This is a genomic window from Mammaliicoccus stepanovicii (assembly GCF_002902525.1).
GTDB classification, from domain to species: domain Bacteria; phylum Bacillota; class Bacilli; order Staphylococcales; family Staphylococcaceae; genus Mammaliicoccus; species Mammaliicoccus stepanovicii.
This window is the reverse complement of record NZ_PPQZ01000013.1, coordinates 17,701-35,483: the sequence shown is the minus strand read 5'-3', so window position 1 is coordinate 35,483 and position 17,783 is coordinate 17,701. Positions and strand designations below refer to the sequence as shown.

Genomic DNA, 17,783 nt, shown 5'->3' with positions numbered 1-17,783 from the left:
GTCTCATATTGCTGCGATTGAGATAATATTTTATAAACGGTTACTCCCTCATACATGATGTGCTAATCCACATTCGGCTCAAGACCGTTATCTTATGTAGAGTTATCGTATATTGATCTTAATGTACGTTAATGAGGGTGGTACCGCGAGAGATTTCGTCCCTTTGGATGAGGTCTCTTTTTTATGTTCATTAATACAATTAATTGAGGAGGAAGTCGTTATGAGTGAAATAAATGTAAAGTTTCCAGATGGCAACGTGAAAGGGTTTGAGAACGGAACAACAACTGAAGAAATAGCCCAATCAATTAGCCCTGGTTTAAGAAAAAAAGCAGTAGCTGGGAAATTTAACGGGCAATTAGTAGATCTTACTAGACCTTTAGAACAAGATGGAGAAATTGAAATCGTTACACCTGGTAGTGATGAAGCTTTAGAGGTGTTAAGACATTCTACAGCTCATTTAATGGCACAAGCTTTACAAAGATTATATGGGGATGTGAAGTTTGGAGTAGGTCCGGTTATCGAAGGCGGATTCTATTATGATGTAGATACAAACCACAAAATCTCTAGTGACGACTTTGAAACAATTGAGAAAGAAATGAAACAAATTGTAAATGAAAATTTCAAAATTGAACGTAAAGTTGTATCTAGAAATGAGGCTAAAGCATTTTTCAAAAATGATGAATATAAATTGGAATTAATTGATGCTATTCCTGAAGATGAAAATGTTACGTTATATTCACAAGGTGAATTTACTGATTTATGTAGAGGTGTTCATGTACCATCAACTGCAAAAATAAAAGAATTCAAACTTTTATCAACTGCCGGTGCATACTGGAGAGGTAATTCAGATAATAAGATGCTTCAACGTATTTATGGAACAGCTTTCTTTGATAAAAAAGATTTAAAAGCTTATTTAAAAGTATTAGAAGAAAGAAAAGAAAGAGATCACAGAAAAATAGGTAAAGACTTAGATATATTTGCTACAAATCAATTGATTGGTGCTGGACTTCCTTTATGGTTACCGAATGGTGCCACAATCAGAAGAGAAATAGAACGTTATATTGTAGATAAAGAAGTAAGTTTAGGTTATGACCACGTGTATACACCAGTTATGGCAAACGTTAACTTATATAAAACTTCAGGACACTGGGATCATTATCACGAAGATATGTTCCCTACAATGGATTTGGAAAACGAATCTCTTGTACTAAGGCCGATGAACTGTCCACATCATATGATGATTTATAAAAACAGTCGTCACTCATATAGAGAATTGCCAATTAGAATTGCGGAATTAGGTTTAATGCACAGATACGAAGCAAGTGGGGCTGTATCAGGATTGCAACGTGTTCGTGGGATGACATTAAATGATGCACATATATTTGTTAGACCTGACCAAATCAAATCAGAATTTAAACGTGTAGTAGAACTTATATTAGATGTATATAAAGACTTTGGATTTGAAGATTATAAATTTAGATTAAGTTATAGAGACCCAGAAGATAAAGAAAAATATTTCGATGATGATCAAATGTGGATAAAAGCAGAACAAATGCTTAAAGAAGTTATTGATGAAATGGGTCTCCCTTATGAAGAAGCTATTGGAGAAGCGGCATTTTACGGTCCGAAGTTAGATGTACAAGTTAAAACAGCTATGGGTAAAGAAGAAACTTTATCAACAGCGCAATTAGACTTCTTATTGCCAGAACGCTTTGATTTAAATTATATTGGTAAAGATGGCGAAGAGCATAGACCTGTTGTAATCCATAGAGGTGTAGTATCTACTATGGAAAGGTTCGTTGCATTTTTACTAGAAGAAACAAAAGGTGCATTACCAATTTGGTTAGCACCAAGACAAGTTGAGATTATACCTGTGAACCTTGACTTACATTATGATTATGCAAGAGCAATACATGATGAATTGAAATCACAAGGTGTTAGAGTTCATATTGATGATAGAAACGAAAAAATGGGTTACAAGATACGTGAAGCTCAAATGAATAAAATTCCTTACCAAATAGTTGTCGGTGATAAAGAATTAGAAAACCAAGAAGTAAACGTTAGACAATATGGTTCTAAAGATTCTAAAACTTTAGAAAAAGATGAATTTATTTGGAGTCTAGTTGACGAAATCAGACTTAAAAAATAACAAACTATTGAATTTTAATAAATCATCGGGTATAGTTTAAATAGTAAAATTTAATTAAATATTCCTCAGTAATGAGTTAGAGGTTGCAATGTTCAAGAGTAATCATTCAGAAATGTTATGGCATATATGTTGAAATGATAAAAGGGGACATTGCCGAAACGAAGCGTAACCATGATGCGCTTTGTTGGGTCAGTATTGAATAAATGCTGAACTGTCACACTAAGTGATGTGCTACCAATTTTTATGGAATGATCATATATGGTCGCATATCTAATCGGATATGCGACTTTTTTAGTGACTCGAGTCGGGAATGAAGAAAGGAAAGTACTATGGCACAAGAAAAATCAACAAATGATGTTCAAAGAAAGCTTAAAGATAGACACATATCAATGATCGCTATAGGTGGATGTATTGGTACAGGTTTATTTATGACTTCTGGGGGTGCAATTAGAGATGCTGGCCCTGGTGGTGCATTATTAGCATACGCAGTAGTAGGGTTGATGGTATTCTTCTTAATGACCTCATTAGGAGAAATGGCTACATATTTACCTGTTTCAGGTTCTTTTAGTACGTATGCTACACGTTTTGTGGACCCGTCATTAGGGTTTGCACTTGGATGGAACTATTGGTTTAACTGGGTAATTACAGTTGCTGCAGATATTACTATAGCTTCTCAAGTGATTAGCTATTGGCAACCAATGGAGATTATTCCGTCATGGGCATGGAGTATTATTTTTATGTTAATCATATTTGGGTTAAATTCATTATCTGTTAAAGTATATGGAGAAAGTGAATACTGGTTCGCATTTATTAAAGTTGCAACAGTTATTATTTTCATAGGTGTTGGACTGCTTACTATATTTGGGTTATTAGGTGGACAATATTTAGGGTTTGAAAATTTTGTTACTGGTGATGCACCATTCTTGGGTGATAACAACGTAAATACATTCTTACTCGTATTAGGTGTATTCTTAGTTGCGGGATTCTCTTTCCAAGGTACGGAATTAATCGGTATCACAGCCGGTGAATCTGAAAATCCAGAACGAGCAGTACCAAAAGCAATTAAACAAGTGTTCTGGAGAATATTATTGTTTTATATTTTAGCTATATTCGTAATTGGGATGATCATTCCTTATACAAATCCTAATTTAATGGGTGGAGATGAAGTTGCTAAATCACCGTTTACACTTGTATTTGAGAATGCAGGATTAGCATTTGCTGCTTCATTTATGAATGCTGTCATCTTAACTTCTGTATTATCTGCAGGTAACTCAGGTATGTATGCATCAGTTAGAATGTTGTTCTCGATGAGTAAAGATAAATTAGCAACACCTGTATTTTCTAAAACAAACAAATCAGGTGTGCCATATGTAGCATTATGTGCTACGGCGTTTGTCGTTATATTAATTTTTGGTATTGAACACATTAGTGGTGGTGCATATGAATATATTATCGCGGCATCAGGTATGACAGGTTTCATCGCTTGGTTAGGAATTGCAATAAGTCATTATAGATTTAGACGTGCATTCGATATACAAGATTACGATAAATCTAAACTGAAGTATAAAGCTAAGCTATTTCCATTCGGTCCTTTATTTGCATTTGCATTATGTGCAATAGTAATAGTGGGTCAAGATGTAGATTTTATTCAAACTGGTGAATTTGAACCGAGAAGATTCTTTATCACATACATGGGTATTCCTGTTTTCTTAGCATTCTATATCTTCCATAAAGTGAAGTATAAAACTAAGAAAATTCCATTAAGTGAAGTAGATTTAAGCCAGGATGTAGATATGCAAGAATTTGAAAAGAATATTAAATAACAATTGACATAACGGTTTATAGTTGGTATGATTAGTTCTGTTGAATACGAAACGGACCAAGTAGAAGCATACCCGCTTCTCACCTGTAGTGACGCGTTAAGCAGTTAGCAGGTAGAAATAAACCTTTATTGTTTATGGATTAGAGCGGGTGCCTTGTGCATTCGCTCTTTTTTTCTTGGACGACTTCGTAAAAATCTAGGAGGTGTCAACCATAGCTAAAGATCAAACTCAAATTAATGACAAAATTCGTGCGAAAGAACTTCGACTTATTGGACAAGATGGTGAACAAATCGGTGTCAAATCAAAACAAGAAGCACTTGAAATGGCTGAACGTGTAGATTTAGATGTTGTAATTGTAGCGCCAGGCGCAAAACCACCTGTTGCAAGAATTATGGATTATGGTAAATATAAATTCGAACAACAGAAAAAAGAAAAAGAAATGCGTAAAAAACAAAAAATAGTCAATGTTAAAGAAATTCGATTAAGTCCAACAATCGAAGAACACGACTTTGAAACAAAATTAAAGCATGCTCAAAAATTCTTATCTAAAGAAGATAAAGTTAAAGTTTCAATTAGATTTAGAGGTCGTGCTATTACGCATAAAGAAATTGGTCAACGTGTATTAGAACGCTTTGCAGATTCTTGTAAAGATATCGCAACAGTTGAACAAAGACCTAAAATGGAAGGGCGTTCTATGTTCTTAATGTTAGCGCCAATTACAAACGATAAATAAACCGAAATTATAGGAGGAAAACTCAATGCCTAAAATGAAAACTCACCGTGGAGCAGCAAAACGTGTTAAAAGAACTGGTTCTGGTCAATTAAAACGTTCTAGAGCGTTTACTTCACACTTATTCGCAAATAAATCAACTAAAGCAAAACGTAAATTACGTAAAGCATCTTTAGTATCTAAATCAGACAACAAACGCGTAAAACAAATGTTAACGTACGTAAAATAATAATTAATGTGGACTAATGGTCCAGTCTAAGGAGGAATTTACATGCCACGTGTTAAAGGTGGAACAGTGACGAGAGCTCGTCGTAAAAAAGTTTTAAAATTATCAAAAGGTTATTTTGGTTCAAAACATACATTATACAAAGTTGCTAAGCAACAAGTAATGAAGTCAGGTAACTATGCTTACCGTGACCGTCGTCAGAAAAAACGTGAATTCCGTAAATTATGGATCGCACGTATTAATGCTGCGGCTCGTCAAAATGATATTAGCTATAGCCGTTTAATGAATGGTCTTAAATTAGCTGAAATCGAAATCAACCGTAAAATGCTATCTGAAATTGCTATTTCAGATGAAAAAGCTTTCGCTGAATTAGCTGCTAAAGCTAAAGATGCATTAGCTAAATAATTACAATCCATAGACTAGTTAAGAATAAATCGAATGATTTTTTCTTAACTAGTCTTTTTTACTTGTAAGAATATACGTAAACGAATGAACAATGCATCTCCTTTACGCTTGTTCTACGCTTTGATAAAATGAAAGAGAATAAAGAATAAGGAGAATATTATGTCTAAATATGATGAAATGATTACTGTCGTTCCAAGAGCAACGATATTTAATAATGAAGCTTATCAATTTAATGGATTTAAATCTATCCAAGATGAAGAAACGAAATATATTTATGAAACAATTAAACAATATGAAGTGAAAAGACGTGGAGACATGGAAGAAGATCCAAGTTATAAACAACTTATTTCTTATTGTATTTTAGAGAATGAAAATAATGAAGTCCTCGTTTATGAAAGATTAAGTGGCGGCGGAGAAGGTCGTTTACATGGTCTTAGCTCAATAGGAGTTGGTGGCCATATGAATGATGTACCAAATGCAACAAATGTAGAAGAAGTAATAAATGAAAATGCTAAACGAGAACTTGAAGAAGAAGTTGGTTTGAACGAAGAAGCAGTCACAAACTTAGAATTAATCGGATTCATTAATGATGATGAAAATGACGTAGGCAAAGTTCATATTGGGTTAGTTTTTAAATTAAACGTAACAAAATCAAGTGTATCTGCAATAGAGACGGATACTTTAAAAATTGATTGGATAAGTAAAAACGATTTATCAAATGATAAAAATTATGAGACTTGGAGCGGTCTGATTATAGAAGGCTTATATAAAAGAGGTGTATAACCTTGAGTGAAATTATTCCATTTCCTAAATTAAGAAAACAATTAGTAAACGAGATAAACAAAAGTATGTCGGATGGCCAATTTGATAAGGCGTATGATGCTTTCGAAGTTTATGAACAACATTTCGAGATGAATGAAGATTTATCTATAAAGAAATGTGAAGTATTAAAGGAATGTGGGCATTATCTTGAATTAAGAGAAGAAGCGAGTATTTTATTAGGTCAAGGGCATGATCAATATGATCAAATTATAATTTACTTTGTGGAAAGTTTGTATTATTTAGAGCAACATCAAACAGTAGTTGAAATTATTAATCAAATCAATGATGAAGATATTGAACACAAAACGAGAATGAAATTATTGCCTATTCAAGATATGGCGCGTGACAAATTAGAACAACGAAAACGAAAAGCATCTGACATATTAAGTGCTTTTAAGGAAGAACAATTTGAAAATCAAATCCAATTATTGATTGATTTAATTGATAATCATTTAGGCATATTTAATTTGACGTTAGCTCAAATCATCGAAAATGAATCGCTACATCCTAATGTACAAAGTTTAATATTAGAGTATTTGAGATTAGGTGATTGGACAAATAAAGTTACATTTGCAAAGCTAGATGAAAATATAACAACTATACCAAGTGAATTAGATGGTATAGAAAGAACACACTTTAATAAAATAATAATTCCTAAAGTAATTGAACAACTTGAGATTGATAGTCCTTCATCTATAGAATTAGCGAACACATTATTAAATCAACATGCTATTGTAATGTATCCAATTGAGCACAAATCTTTAAAAGATGAAGATTTAATTGCATGTTACTTGAAACTTTTAGCAGAACGTTTTAATATAGACGCTAACTACAAATGTGTTAATCAAGAAGATTGGGAACAATTTTTTGATTTTATTCAAAAATTATAATGAATATAAACACTATAGTTGAAACATAGGAAAGCTATGTTATAATTAAAGAGTTGAAAATTAATAAATTAGGATAATCACGGAGGTTTTTATTCATGACAGCAACATGGGAAAAGAAAGAAGGCAACCAAGGTTTATTAACTGTTACGGTTCCTACAGAAGAAGTAGATAAAGGTTTAGACAAAGCATTCAAAAAAGTAGTTAAACAAATTAATGTACCAGGTTTCCGTAAAGGGAAAATGCCAAGACCATTATTTGAACAAAGATTTGGTGTTGAGTCATTATACCAAGATGCATTAGATTTCATCTTACCAGAAGCATATGGTAATGCAGTTGAAGAGGCAGGTATAAACCCTGTAGATCGTCCTGAAATTGACGTTACACAAATGGAAAAAGGTAAAGAACTTATTTTTGAAGCAACAGTTACTGTTGAGCCAGAAGTTGAGTTAGGTGACTATAAAGGTCTATCTATCGAGAAACAAGATCGTGAAGTAACTGATGAAGAATTTGAAAAAGCACTTGAAGATGCAGTTAGTCGCCAAGCTGAATTAGCAGTTAAAGATGGTGAAATTGCACAAGGTGATGTTGCAAACATTAACTTTGATGGTTATGTAGATGGAGAACCATTCGAAGGTGGATTAGCTGAAGGATATGATCTAGAAATTGGATCAGGTTCATTCATTCCTGGATTTGAAGAGCAATTAATCGGACTTAAAGCAAATGATGAGAAAGATGTTGTTGTAACATTCCCTGAAGAATACCATGCTGAAGAATTAGCTGGTAAAGAAGCTACTTTCAAATGTAAAATCAACGAAGTTAAAGCTAAAGAAGTTCCTGAATTAGACGATGAACTAGCTCAAGAATTAGATGAGTCTGTTAAAACAGTAGACGAATATAAAGAAAAATTACGTAAAGATTTAGAAGATGCTAAAGTTAATCAAGCAGACGCTACAGAGAAAGAAGAAGCAATCACTAAAGCTTCTGACAACGCAAAAGTTGAAATTCCTGAAGCTATGATTAACACTGAATTGGATCGTATGATGCAAGAATTTGAACAACGTATTTCACAACAAGGTTTAAATCTTGAACTATACTACCAATTCTCAGGACAATCAGAAGAAGAGCTTAAAGCACAAATGAAAGAAGACGCTGAAAAACGTGTCAAAACTAATTTAACTTTAAAAGCTATTGCTGATGCTGAAAATATCGAAGTATCTGACGAAGACGTTGATGCTGAATTAACAAAAATGAGCGAACAATTTGGTTTATCAGTTGATGATATTAAAGCAACATTAGGTAACAATGATATCTTAGTAAATGACCTTAAGATTCAAAAAGTTATAGATTTATTAGTTGCTGAATCAACAAAAGCATAATTGTTAATCAGTATTAAATACTTTATAGTAGCAGAATATTCTGCTACTATTCTTTTTTAATCAATTTATTTGAAAAACTAAAATTCTTTTAGTATAGTCTATAAGAAGAATAGGGGTGTAAAAATGTTTAAATTTAACGACGATGAAGAAAATTTAAAATGTTCTTTCTGTGGTAAAGAACAAGATCAAGTCAAAAAACTTGTTGCTGGTAGTGGCGTATATATTTGTAATGAATGTATAGAACTTTGCTCTGAAATTGTAGAAGAAGAGTTGAAGTCTCAAGAACCAGAACAATTTACAGATGTACCTACACCTAAAGAAATATTGGAACAATTAAATGACTACGTAATCGGTCAAGAAAATGCTAAACGAGCATTAGCCGTTGCTGTATATAATCACTATAAACGTGTTCAACAACCAACTGATAGTGAAGATGGAGTAGAATTACAAAAGAGTAATATAGCTTTAATTGGACCTACAGGTAGTGGTAAAACATTATTAGCTCAAACATTAGCGAAATCTTTAAACGTACCATTTGCAATTGCGGATGCTACAAGTTTAACTGAAGCAGGTTATGTTGGTGAAGATGTTGAAAATATATTATTAAGATTAATTCAAGCAGCAGATTTCGATGTAGAAAGTGCTGAAAAAGGCATTATTTATGTCGATGAAATTGATAAAATAGCACGTAAATCAGAAAACACTTCAATTACACGAGATGTTTCTGGTGAAGGTGTTCAACAAGCACTTCTCAAAATATTAGAAGGTACAACTGCAAGTGTACCGCCTCAAGGTGGAAGAAAACATCCTAATCAAGAATTTATACAAATTGATACGACAAACATCTTATTCATTCTTGGTGGTGCTTTTGATGGTATCGATGAAGTGATAAAACGTAGATTAGGTGAAAAAGTTATTGGATTTAGTAGTTCAGGCGAAGAAATCAGTGATGAAGAATCATTATTATCACAAATTCGTCCAGAAGATTTACAGTCTTATGGCTTAATTCCAGAATTTATTGGTCGTATTCCAATCGTAAGTAATCTTGAATCATTAGATGTAGATGCGTTGAAAAACATACTAACTCAACCTAAAAATGCATTGGTTAAACAATATTCTAAAATGCTAGAATTAGACAATGTAGAATTAGTGTTTGATGAAGATGCTTTAACTGCAATTAGTGAACTCGCGATTGAACGTAAAACTGGAGCACGTGGCTTACGTTCAATTATTGAAGAAGCACTAATCGACATCATGTTCGATATCCCTTCAAGTAATGATGTAAGTAAAGTTGTCATTACAGAAGAAACAATTAGAGATCACAAATCGCCAAACATGTATGATAGTGAAGGCAATTTATTAAATGATGAAAAAACATCTGCTTAAATAAAATATTGTAGACAAACCTGAAGATTCTTTTGAGTTTTCAGGTTTTTTTTGATAAATGGACTATATATTTTAAATTTTTACTTAGTTTAAATGAATAGCAAATTAAGATATAATGTAAGAAACGAACAATGTAGGAGATAACAATGAAAATTAATCCGAATAATGTAGATATAATAATAAGTGCAGTAGATAAGAAGCAATATCCAGAAACCGGTTTACCCGAAATAGCGTTGAGCGGTCGCTCAAATGTAGGTAAATCAACATTCATAAATACTTTAATTTCTAGAAAAAAAGTTGCGAGAACATCTTCAAAACCAGGTAAGACACAAACTTTAAATTTCTTTAATATCGATGATCAAGTTATATTTGTAGATGTACCTGGATATGGATATGCAAAGGTAAGTAAAAAACAAAGAGAACAGTTCGGCAAGATGATCGAACAATATTTAACTACTAGAGAATCACTTAAATGTGTCATTCAATTAGTAGATTTAAGACATAAACCAACGCAAGATGACATTTTAATGTATAACTATTTAAAACACTTTGAAATCCCAACAATTATAATCGCTACGAAAGAAGATAAAATTCCAAAGGGTAAAGTTCAAAAACATTTAAAGATTATACGTCAAACTTTAGAAATTGATTCTGATGATACGTTAATTAGTTATTCTTCGTTAAACAAAGATAAAACTGAGAAAATTTGGGCATTATTGTCACAATATATTTAAACAAAATCCTCACATTCCTAGATTAGAAATGTTATAATTTAGACATTGGACATAAATTAATGGGGGCGTTAGAAGTGCATGTAGTTGTAGTAAGCGTAAACTATAAGACTGCAGACGTTGCGATGCGCGAAAAATTAGCGTTTAAAGATAATGAAATTGAAAACGCGCTTGTAACTCTTAGTAACAAAAAATCAATATTAGAGTGTGTGATATTGTCGACTTGTAATAGAACTGAAGTTTATGCAGTAGTAGATCAATTGCATACAGGTAAATATTATATACAGTCATTCCTTGCTGATTGGTTTGAACAATCACTGGATACAATAAAAGAATATACAAATGTGCTAAATGAGAATGATGCAATTGAACATCTGTTTAAAGTGACTTCTGGCTTAGACTCAATGGTACTTGGAGAAACGCAAATATTAGGACAGATGAAAGATGCATTTCAAATTGCGCAAGAAGAAGTTACAACGGGTACAATGTTTAATCGCTTATTCAAACAAGCTATTACATTAGCGAAACGTGCACATCATGAAACAGATATCGCATCAAATGCAGTGTCTGTATCTTATGCTGCAGTTGAGTTATCTAAAAAAGTACTAGGAAGATTAGATAATAAGAAAGCACTTATTATTGGTGCAGGCGAGATGGCTGAATTAGCAGTAGCAAACTTAAATGGGAGTGGTGTTACTGACATCACTGTTATTAACCGTACTGCAGCTAAAGCTGAGTCATTAGCTATGCAATATAGTGGTGTTGCTAAAAGTATTAATGAATTACAATGTTCATTAATGGAAGCAGACATCGTGATTAGTTCAACAAGTGCTGATCAATATATTCTTACAAAAGAAATGATGAATGATGTTGAGCGCTTTAGAAGAAATAAACCATTAGTACTCATAGATATTGCTGTGCCACGAGATATTGATCCAGCAGTTAATGAATTAGAATTAATGTATAACTATGATGTTGATGATTTAAATGGGTTAGTAGATGCAAATTTAGGTGAACGTGAGAAAGCAGCACGAGAAATCGAATTACTTATTGCGAAAGAAATTGACAAACATGAAGAGTGGGTTAATATGCTTGGTGTCGTTCCTGTAATTTCGGCATTAAGAGATAAAGCATCACATATTCAGCAAGATACGATGGTTAGTATAGAAAGAAAATTACCTGATATGACAGATAGAGAACGTAAAGTTATATCTAAACATATGAAGAGTATAGTGAATCAACTACTTAAAGATCCTATTACACAAGCTAAAGAATTATCAACAGATAAAAAATCTAAAGAAAAATTGGAACTATTCCAAGAAATTTTTAATATAACTGAAGAAGTTGAAAGATTTAATGAAACTAAAAAAGAAAAGAATAAAGTTCAGTTGCAAGCTAGTACAATTGAACCTTAATTTAAAAAAATGGTGATGCTATGCAAGATTTAATTGCGGTACGTTTGCATGAAATTGTATTGGTCATATATATGTTTTGTTTAGGATGCTATTTTTATGACTTTATTCAAAAAAATGCTACGGTTAGAAGAGTTGGTTATTATACATTAGGGATTGTTTGGATTTTTCAAACAATCTTTTTATTGATATATATAATAGAAACTAAACAATTTCCTGTTTTAACTTTATTTGAAGGATTTTATTTTTATACTTGGATGATTATTACGGTTTCGCTAGTCTTAAATTATTTTAAGTCAACAGACTTAACAGTGTTTATTATCAACTTAATAGGTTTCGTCTTTCTTACTATCCATACATTTCGACCAGAACAATTTGATACTGACAACACCGCATCAAGTGTAATGAATGAATTATTGCTAATACATGTTTCATTGGCTATATTAAGCTATGTCATATTTGCATTAAGTACCTCTTACGCAATATTATATTTACTTCAAAGAAAAAACTTAAAAGAAAAAAAGTTCAACCAGAAGTTTTTTAGAATGGGAAGTTTAGAACAATTGGAGCAAAACATCTTTAAGTTCTCATTAGTTGGATTTTTAGTATTATTAATTAGTTTAATATTAGGAGTGCAATGGGGCATTATAATTATTGGTAGTGAAATTTGGTTTGATCCTAAAGTAATTGGATCATTAGTTGTCTTATTATTGTATGGCATATACTTATTTGTAAGAGTAGGAAATAGAATTAATACAAAAACATTAGTTTTAGCTAATATTATGATATTTTTAGTTTGTATGATCAATTATTTGATTGTATCTAAATTTTCAGGTTTTCATCAATGGCTTAACTAACCAATAATGGAGGAAATTATGCGTAAAATTATTGTAGGATCAAGAAAAAGTAAATTAGCTTTGACTCAAAGTCAGCAATTTATTGATAAATTAAAAGCAAAATATCCTGAACTAGATATTGAAATTAAAGAAATTGTTACAAAAGGTGATAAAATCGTTGATGTGCAATTGTCTAAAGTTGGTGGAAAAGGCCTATTTGTGAAAGAAATTCAAAAAGCGCTTTTTGATCATGAAATAGATTTTGCTATTCATTCGCTAAAGGATGTTCCAAGTGAATTGCCAAGTGCTTTAACTTTAGGGTGTATCCCGGAACGTGAAATACCATTTGATGCTTACATAGCAAATCATCATATAAAGTTAGCAGATTTGAAACCAGGAAGTATTGTTGGGACTAGTTCATTAAGACGCGGCGCGCAAATATTAGCTAAATATCCTCATTTAGAAATAAAATGGATTCGTGGCAATATCGATACACGAATTCAAAAACTTGAAACAGAAGAATTTGATGCCATTATCTTAGCAGCAGCGGGTTTGAAACGTATGGGCTGGAGCGACGATATTGTGACTGAATATTTACGTGAAGATACGATGCTTCCTGCAATAGGGCAAGGCGCATTAGGTATAGAATGTAGAAGTGATGATACAGAGCTGTTAGAAATATTAAAAACTGTTCACGATGAAGATGTTTATACATGTGTAACTTGTGAACGAACATTCTTAAATGAAATGGATGGAAGTTGTAAAGTACCAATAGCAGGTTACGCTACAAAAGACGGTGACCAAATATCATTCACAGGATTAATTATGTCTCCTGATGGTAAAGAACGATATGAATGCTCTAGAGTAGGAACTGATCCTGTGCAAATTGGTAAAGAAGTGTCTAATGAATTAAAAAATCAAGGTGCTTATGAAATAATTAAGAAATTAAATGAAGAAGCAGAATAAGGAGTCATAAAATGAAGCCAATTGTAGTGCTGACAAGTACAAGAACTGTTCAACGAGAAGACGTAGATATTAAACATTATCCATTTATAGATATTGTTCCTATCAAGTTTGACCAGTCCTGTTTAAAGTCGCACTATGATTGGCTTATTTTTACTTCTGTAAATGCCATTAAATTATTTGAGCCATACATGCACTTAGTTAATGCTAAACATGTCGCTGCGATAGGTAGTGAAACTAAGAAAATGGCAAATAAACTCAATATTCCTATTGATTTAGTACCAGAAACATACACACAAGAAGGATTATTATCTGAAATTAAAAGCAACTTACAACAACATTCAATCCTAATTCCTTGTAGTAAAAAAGCAAGAAATAAATTGTCGAATCAATTAGAATCATGGGGTAATGACGTTCACAAACTAGCTATTTATGAACCTAGAACAAATTTAGAAAATGTTCAAAAAGTGCATCAATTAATAAAGAACAAAGAAGTAACGCATGTAACATTTTCAAGTCCATCAGCTGTTTCAGGATACTTTGAAATATTTGGTAATATAACAGAGGTCTGCGTTTATGCAATTGGTAATATAACACAAGAAAAATTAAATACATACCATCAGTCAAGTCAATTAGCTAGAGTAGCTACTTTAGACGATATGATAAATACAATATTGAAAGAAGAGGTATAATAATGAAATTTGATAGACATAGAAGACTAAGAAGTTCACAAGCAATGAGAAACATGGTTAAAGAAACATATTTGCATAAAGAAGATTTAATTTATCCTATTTTTGTAATAGAAAAAGATGATATAAAAAAAGAAATCTCATCTATGCCTGGTATATACCAAATAAGTTTGAATTTACTTGAAGAAGAATTAAAAGAAGCATATGACTTAGGAATAAGAGGTGTCATGTTCTTTGGTATACCTAATGAAAAAGACGCTTGTGGAACTGGGGCATTTATTGATGATGGTATCATTCAAAAAGCTACAAAATTAGCGAAAAGTAAATATCCAGATTTATTAGTAGTTGCTGATACATGTTTATGTGAATATACAGATCATGGACATTGTGGTGTTATTGATGAAGAAACTAAAGATGTTGATAATGATAAATCATTACCTTTACTAATTAAAACCGCTATTTCTCAAGCTCGTGCAGGTGCAGATATTATAGCGCCAAGTAATATGATGGATGGATTTGTAGCTGAAATTAGAGAAGGTTTAGATGATGCCGGCTTTATAAACATTCCAATTATGAGCTATGGAATTAAATATGCTTCTAGTTTTTATGGTCCATTTAGAGAAGCAGCGGAAGGTGCACCATCATTTGGTGATAGAAAAACATATCAAATGGATCCAAGCAACCGATTAGAAGCTTTTCGCGAATTAGAAAGTGATCTAAACGAAGGTTGTGACATGATGATTGTTAAACCAGCATTAAGTTATTTAGATATTATCCGAGATGTACGTAATAACACGAATATTCCAGTAGTTGCGTATAACGTAAGTGGAGAATATAGTATGACAAAGGCAGCTGCATTAAATGGCTGGATAGATGAAGAAAAAATCGTTATGGAACAAATGATATCTATGAAACGTGCAGGAGCGGATATGATTATAACTTATTTCTCTAAAGATATTTGTAGATACTTAGACAAAGGAGCTTATTAATATGACTTATGAAAAATCAATTAAAGCATTTGAAGAAGCGGTAAATTTAATGCCAGGTGGCGTTAACAGTCCAGTAAGGGCGTTTAAATCAGTAGACACACCAGCAATCTTTATGGATCATGGAAAAGGATCAAAAATTTACGACATTGATGGTAATGAATATATAGATTACGTATTAAGTTGGGGGCCATTAATTCTAGGTCATTCACATGAAAAAGTAAAACGTGCATTACATGAAGCAGTTGATAAAGGTACATCATTTGGTGCTTCTACTGAACTTGAAAATAAAATGGCTCAATTAGTTATTGATAGAGTACCGTCAATCGAAATGGTTAGAATGGTGTCTTCAGGAACAGAAGCTACATTAGCTGCTTTAAGGTTAGCTAGAGGATTTACAGGACGCAATAAAATTTTGAAATTTGAAGGTTGTTATCATGGACATAGTGATTCACTTCTTATTAAAGCTGGATCTGGTGTTGCGACATTAGGTTTACCCGATTCACCAGGAGTGCCAGAAGGTACAGCTAAAAATACAATTACTGTTCCATATAATGATATAGAGGCCATTAAAGTAGCGTTCGAACATTTTGGTGATGATATAGCTGCCGTAATTGTTGAACCTGTTGCTGGTAACATGGGTGTTGTGCCTCCAGTAGCTGGATTTTTAGAAGGATTACGTGAAATAACTAAATCTTATGGTTCTTTATTAATCTTTGATGAAGTTATGACTGGATTTAGAGTTGGTTATAATTGTGCTCAAGGCTATTATGGTGTAACGCCAGATATAACATGTTTAGGTAAAGTAATAGGAGGAGGATTACCAGTAGGTGCATTTGGTGGTAGAAAAGATATCATGGAAGAAATTGCACCTGTAGGTAATGTGTATCAAGCAGGTACGCTGTCAGGTAATCCTCTTGCTATGACGAGTGGATTTGCTACATTATCAGAGTTAACTGAAGAAAGTTACGAATACTTTAATGAATTAGGTGATTTGTTAGAGTCTGGTCTTAAAGAAGTATTTAGTAAACACGGTGTGCCTATCACAGTTAATCGTGCAGGATCAATGATTGGCTACTTCTTAAATGAAGGTCCAGTTACAAACTTTGATCAAGCGAATCAATCAGATTTAGAAGTATTTAGTAACATGTACCGTGAAATGGCAAAAGAAGGTATCTTCTTACCACCATCACAATTTGAAGGTACATTCTTATCGACAGAACATACGAAAGAAGACATAGAGAAAACAATTAACGCATTCGATGTTTCTTTATCTAGAATCGTAAAATAAATCAAATGTAAAAGCAGTAAAAATTCTTGATTAATTAAGGATTTTTACTGCTTTTTTTTATTGATATTGTCTTCAATTCTAATATACATATGATATTTATATTTCAATAATGATTGACTTTTACAAAATTTTACTTATAATTAGAATATCAAATCGTAAAGGTTACGATTTGTAGAGGGTTTGTTTGTCTCTACATGTTATAACAATTAAATATATATATATCACGAGGAGGAATCCATGTATTCAGACATCATACATTATTCAAAATTTAATCCAACTAATAATATGACAGTTCTTGTTCATTCTAAACATCATCAAGATGAATATGGGCGGATTGCAAAGGCATTGATGAGTGAAAATCATGTTTGTTGTGAACAGGTAGGATTTATTGATTTAGATGAAGAAACTGGAGAACATAAACTCATCATGAGTGGTTATGAATTCTGTGGTAATGCAGCGATGTCATATGTTCACTTCCTTGCTTCACAAAACTTATTAACGGCTTCACAAATATTACTTAAAGTTTCCGGTATTGATACACGTGTTAAGTGTCAGATACATAAAGACAACAGTTATGAAGTACAAATGCCTCAGTTAGCTTATTCAGTTAAACCATTTAAATTGAATTTAGGTTTTGCAGATTATGACGTCTTTAAATTACATTTTGGTACATATGTTCATTATGTAATACCACTTGAAACAAAGGTAACGAGTGAATTATGTAAACATTGTGAACAGTTTCTAAAAAGTAGAGATGTTGATAACTCAGTAAAAACGATAGGCATGATGTTGTTTGAAGTAAATGAACAAAATCTAATACCACTCATTTATGTTCCAGAAATTGATAGTTTAATATGGGAGAGCGGTTGTGGTTCGGGAACCGCTACAATTGGTAATTATTTAGCTTACCAACAAAATGTTTCAAATATAGAAGCAACAATCAATCAGCCAGGCGGACAAATTAAAGTGTATGTGAAATTAAACAAGTATGGTAAATATGAAACCTCAATAAGAGGGAACGTATCGACAGTTTCGACAGGTATTGCATATATAGAAAAGGAGTAAGTT

General features: G+C 32.4%; 17 protein-coding genes, 1 riboswitch and 1 other annotated feature. All 17 genes read left to right on the top strand.

What is annotated here, in order from left to right; genetic code table 11:
* Positions 1-220 precede the first annotated feature (220 nt).
* The 17 genes from thrS to cntK all read left to right on the top strand — a co-directional run bounded on the left by thrS (position 221) and on the right by cntK (position 17,780).
* The gene (gene thrS / locus CD111_RS02300) at positions 221-2,149 is read left to right on the top strand and encodes a threonine--tRNA ligase (RefSeq protein WP_095087506.1); all 1,929 of its coding nucleotides are present in this window, start codon (positions 221-223) and stop codon (positions 2,147-2,149) included.
* Positions 2,150-2,218: 69 nt separating this feature from the next.
* Positions 2,219-2,391: riboswitch (Lysine riboswitch) on the top strand.
* Between the two features lie 87 nt (positions 2,392-2,478).
* The gene (locus CD111_RS02295) at positions 2,479-3,972 is read left to right on the top strand and encodes an amino acid permease (RefSeq protein WP_095087508.1); all 1,494 of its coding nucleotides are present in this window, start codon (positions 2,479-2,481) and stop codon (positions 3,970-3,972) included.
* Between the two features lie 52 nt (positions 3,973-4,024).
* Positions 4,025-4,151 (top strand) — a sequence feature (ribosomal protein L20 leader region).
* 23 nt (positions 4,152-4,174) lie between these two features.
* Entirely contained in the window at positions 4,175-4,705 is a 531-nt protein-coding gene (infC, locus tag CD111_RS02290) for a translation initiation factor IF-3 (RefSeq protein WP_095087509.1), read from the top strand.
* A 25-nt stretch (positions 4,706-4,730) separates the two neighbouring features.
* Complete coding sequence (gene rpmI / locus CD111_RS02285; protein WP_095087511.1) at positions 4,731-4,931, top strand: 50S ribosomal protein L35; 201 nt, start codon at positions 4,731-4,733, stop codon at positions 4,929-4,931.
* 42 nt (positions 4,932-4,973) lie between these two features.
* The gene (gene rplT / locus CD111_RS02280; RefSeq protein ID WP_095087513.1) at positions 4,974-5,333 is read left to right on the top strand and encodes a 50S ribosomal protein L20; all 360 of its coding nucleotides are present in this window, start codon (positions 4,974-4,976) and stop codon (positions 5,331-5,333) included.
* A gap of 159 nt (positions 5,334-5,492) precedes the next feature.
* Positions 5,493-6,116 (top strand): NUDIX domain-containing protein, encoded by a 624-nt coding sequence (locus CD111_RS02275; RefSeq protein ID WP_095087515.1) that lies wholly within the window; start codon positions 5,493-5,495, stop codon positions 6,114-6,116.
* Between the two features lie 2 nt (positions 6,117-6,118).
* Positions 6,119-7,045 carry a hypothetical protein gene (locus tag CD111_RS02270; protein WP_095087517.1) on the top strand — a complete coding sequence of 309 codons (927 nt, stop codon included), beginning with the start codon at positions 6,119-6,121 and terminating at the stop codon, positions 7,043-7,045.
* A 95-nt stretch (positions 7,046-7,140) separates the two neighbouring features.
* Positions 7,141-8,421, top strand: a complete 1,281-nt coding sequence (tig, locus tag CD111_RS02265; RefSeq protein ID WP_095087519.1) for a trigger factor — start codon at positions 7,141-7,143, stop codon at positions 8,419-8,421.
* A gap of 123 nt (positions 8,422-8,544) precedes the next feature.
* The gene (clpX, locus tag CD111_RS02260; RefSeq protein WP_095087521.1) at positions 8,545-9,807 is read left to right on the top strand and encodes an ATP-dependent Clp protease ATP-binding subunit ClpX; all 1,263 of its coding nucleotides are present in this window, start codon (positions 8,545-8,547) and stop codon (positions 9,805-9,807) included.
* Between the two features lie 146 nt (positions 9,808-9,953).
* A complete protein-coding gene (gene yihA, locus CD111_RS02255; RefSeq protein WP_095087523.1) occupies positions 9,954-10,541 on the top strand; it encodes a ribosome biogenesis GTP-binding protein YihA/YsxC in 588 nt (195 codons plus the stop codon).
* Positions 10,542-10,615: 74 nt separating this feature from the next.
* The gene (hemA, locus tag CD111_RS02250; protein ID WP_095087525.1) at positions 10,616-11,953 is read left to right on the top strand and encodes a glutamyl-tRNA reductase; all 1,338 of its coding nucleotides are present in this window, start codon (positions 10,616-10,618) and stop codon (positions 11,951-11,953) included.
* 20 nt (positions 11,954-11,973) lie between these two features.
* Positions 11,974-12,807, top strand: coding sequence for a cytochrome C assembly family protein (locus tag CD111_RS02245; RefSeq protein WP_095087527.1), 834 nt, complete (start codon positions 11,974-11,976; stop codon positions 12,805-12,807).
* A gap of 18 nt (positions 12,808-12,825) precedes the next feature.
* Complete coding sequence (gene hemC, locus CD111_RS02240; protein WP_095087529.1) at positions 12,826-13,752, top strand: hydroxymethylbilane synthase; 927 nt, start codon at positions 12,826-12,828, stop codon at positions 13,750-13,752.
* Between the two features lie 11 nt (positions 13,753-13,763).
* The gene (locus CD111_RS02235; protein ID WP_095087531.1) at positions 13,764-14,441 is read left to right on the top strand and encodes a uroporphyrinogen-III synthase; all 678 of its coding nucleotides are present in this window, start codon (positions 13,764-13,766) and stop codon (positions 14,439-14,441) included.
* A 2-nt stretch (positions 14,442-14,443) separates the two neighbouring features.
* Complete coding sequence (gene hemB / locus CD111_RS02230) at positions 14,444-15,427, top strand: porphobilinogen synthase (RefSeq protein ID WP_095087533.1); 984 nt, start codon at positions 14,444-14,446, stop codon at positions 15,425-15,427.
* A 1-nt stretch (position 15,428) separates the two neighbouring features.
* Positions 15,429-16,715: a glutamate-1-semialdehyde 2,1-aminomutase gene (hemL, locus tag CD111_RS02225; protein ID WP_095087535.1), complete on the top strand. Its 1,287-nt coding sequence runs from the start codon at positions 15,429-15,431 to the stop codon at positions 16,713-16,715.
* A 237-nt stretch (positions 16,716-16,952) separates the two neighbouring features.
* Positions 16,953-17,780 carry a histidine racemase CntK gene (gene cntK, locus CD111_RS02220; protein ID WP_095087537.1) on the top strand — a complete coding sequence of 276 codons (828 nt, stop codon included), beginning with the start codon at positions 16,953-16,955 and terminating at the stop codon, positions 17,778-17,780.
* Positions 17,781-17,783 lie beyond the last annotated feature (3 nt).

Excerpts from the sequence above, each read along its gene's own strand:
- rplT (WP_095087513.1), top strand. The coding sequence starts at position 4,974 with ATGCCACGTGTTAAAGGTGGAACAGTGACGAGAGCTCGTCGTAAAAAA.
- hemL (WP_095087535.1), top strand. The coding sequence starts at position 15,429 with ATGACTTATGAAAAATCAATTAAAGCATTTGAAGAAGCGGTAAATTTA.
- yihA (WP_095087523.1), top strand. The coding sequence starts at position 9,954 with ATGAAAATTAATCCGAATAATGTAGATATAATAATAAGTGCAGTAGAT.
- hemB (WP_095087533.1), top strand. The coding sequence starts at position 14,444 with ATGAAATTTGATAGACATAGAAGACTAAGAAGTTCACAAGCAATGAGA.
- tig (WP_095087519.1), top strand. The coding sequence starts at position 7,141 with ATGACAGCAACATGGGAAAAGAAAGAAGGCAACCAAGGTTTATTAACT.
- rpmI (WP_095087511.1), top strand. The coding sequence starts at position 4,731 with ATGCCTAAAATGAAAACTCACCGTGGAGCAGCAAAACGTGTTAAAAGA.
- cntK (WP_095087537.1), top strand. The coding sequence starts at position 16,953 with ATGTATTCAGACATCATACATTATTCAAAATTTAATCCAACTAATAAT.
- thrS (WP_095087506.1), top strand. The coding sequence starts at position 221 with ATGAGTGAAATAAATGTAAAGTTTCCAGATGGCAACGTGAAAGGGTTT.
- CD111_RS02295 (WP_095087508.1), top strand. The coding sequence starts at position 2,479 with ATGGCACAAGAAAAATCAACAAATGATGTTCAAAGAAAGCTTAAAGAT.
- CD111_RS02275 (WP_095087515.1), top strand. The coding sequence starts at position 5,493 with ATGTCTAAATATGATGAAATGATTACTGTCGTTCCAAGAGCAACGATA.
- CD111_RS02235 (WP_095087531.1), top strand. The coding sequence starts at position 13,764 with ATGAAGCCAATTGTAGTGCTGACAAGTACAAGAACTGTTCAACGAGAA.
- CD111_RS02245 (WP_095087527.1), top strand. The coding sequence starts at position 11,974 with ATGCAAGATTTAATTGCGGTACGTTTGCATGAAATTGTATTGGTCATA.
- clpX (WP_095087521.1), top strand. The coding sequence starts at position 8,545 with ATGTTTAAATTTAACGACGATGAAGAAAATTTAAAATGTTCTTTCTGT.
- hemC (WP_095087529.1), top strand. The coding sequence starts at position 12,826 with ATGCGTAAAATTATTGTAGGATCAAGAAAAAGTAAATTAGCTTTGACT.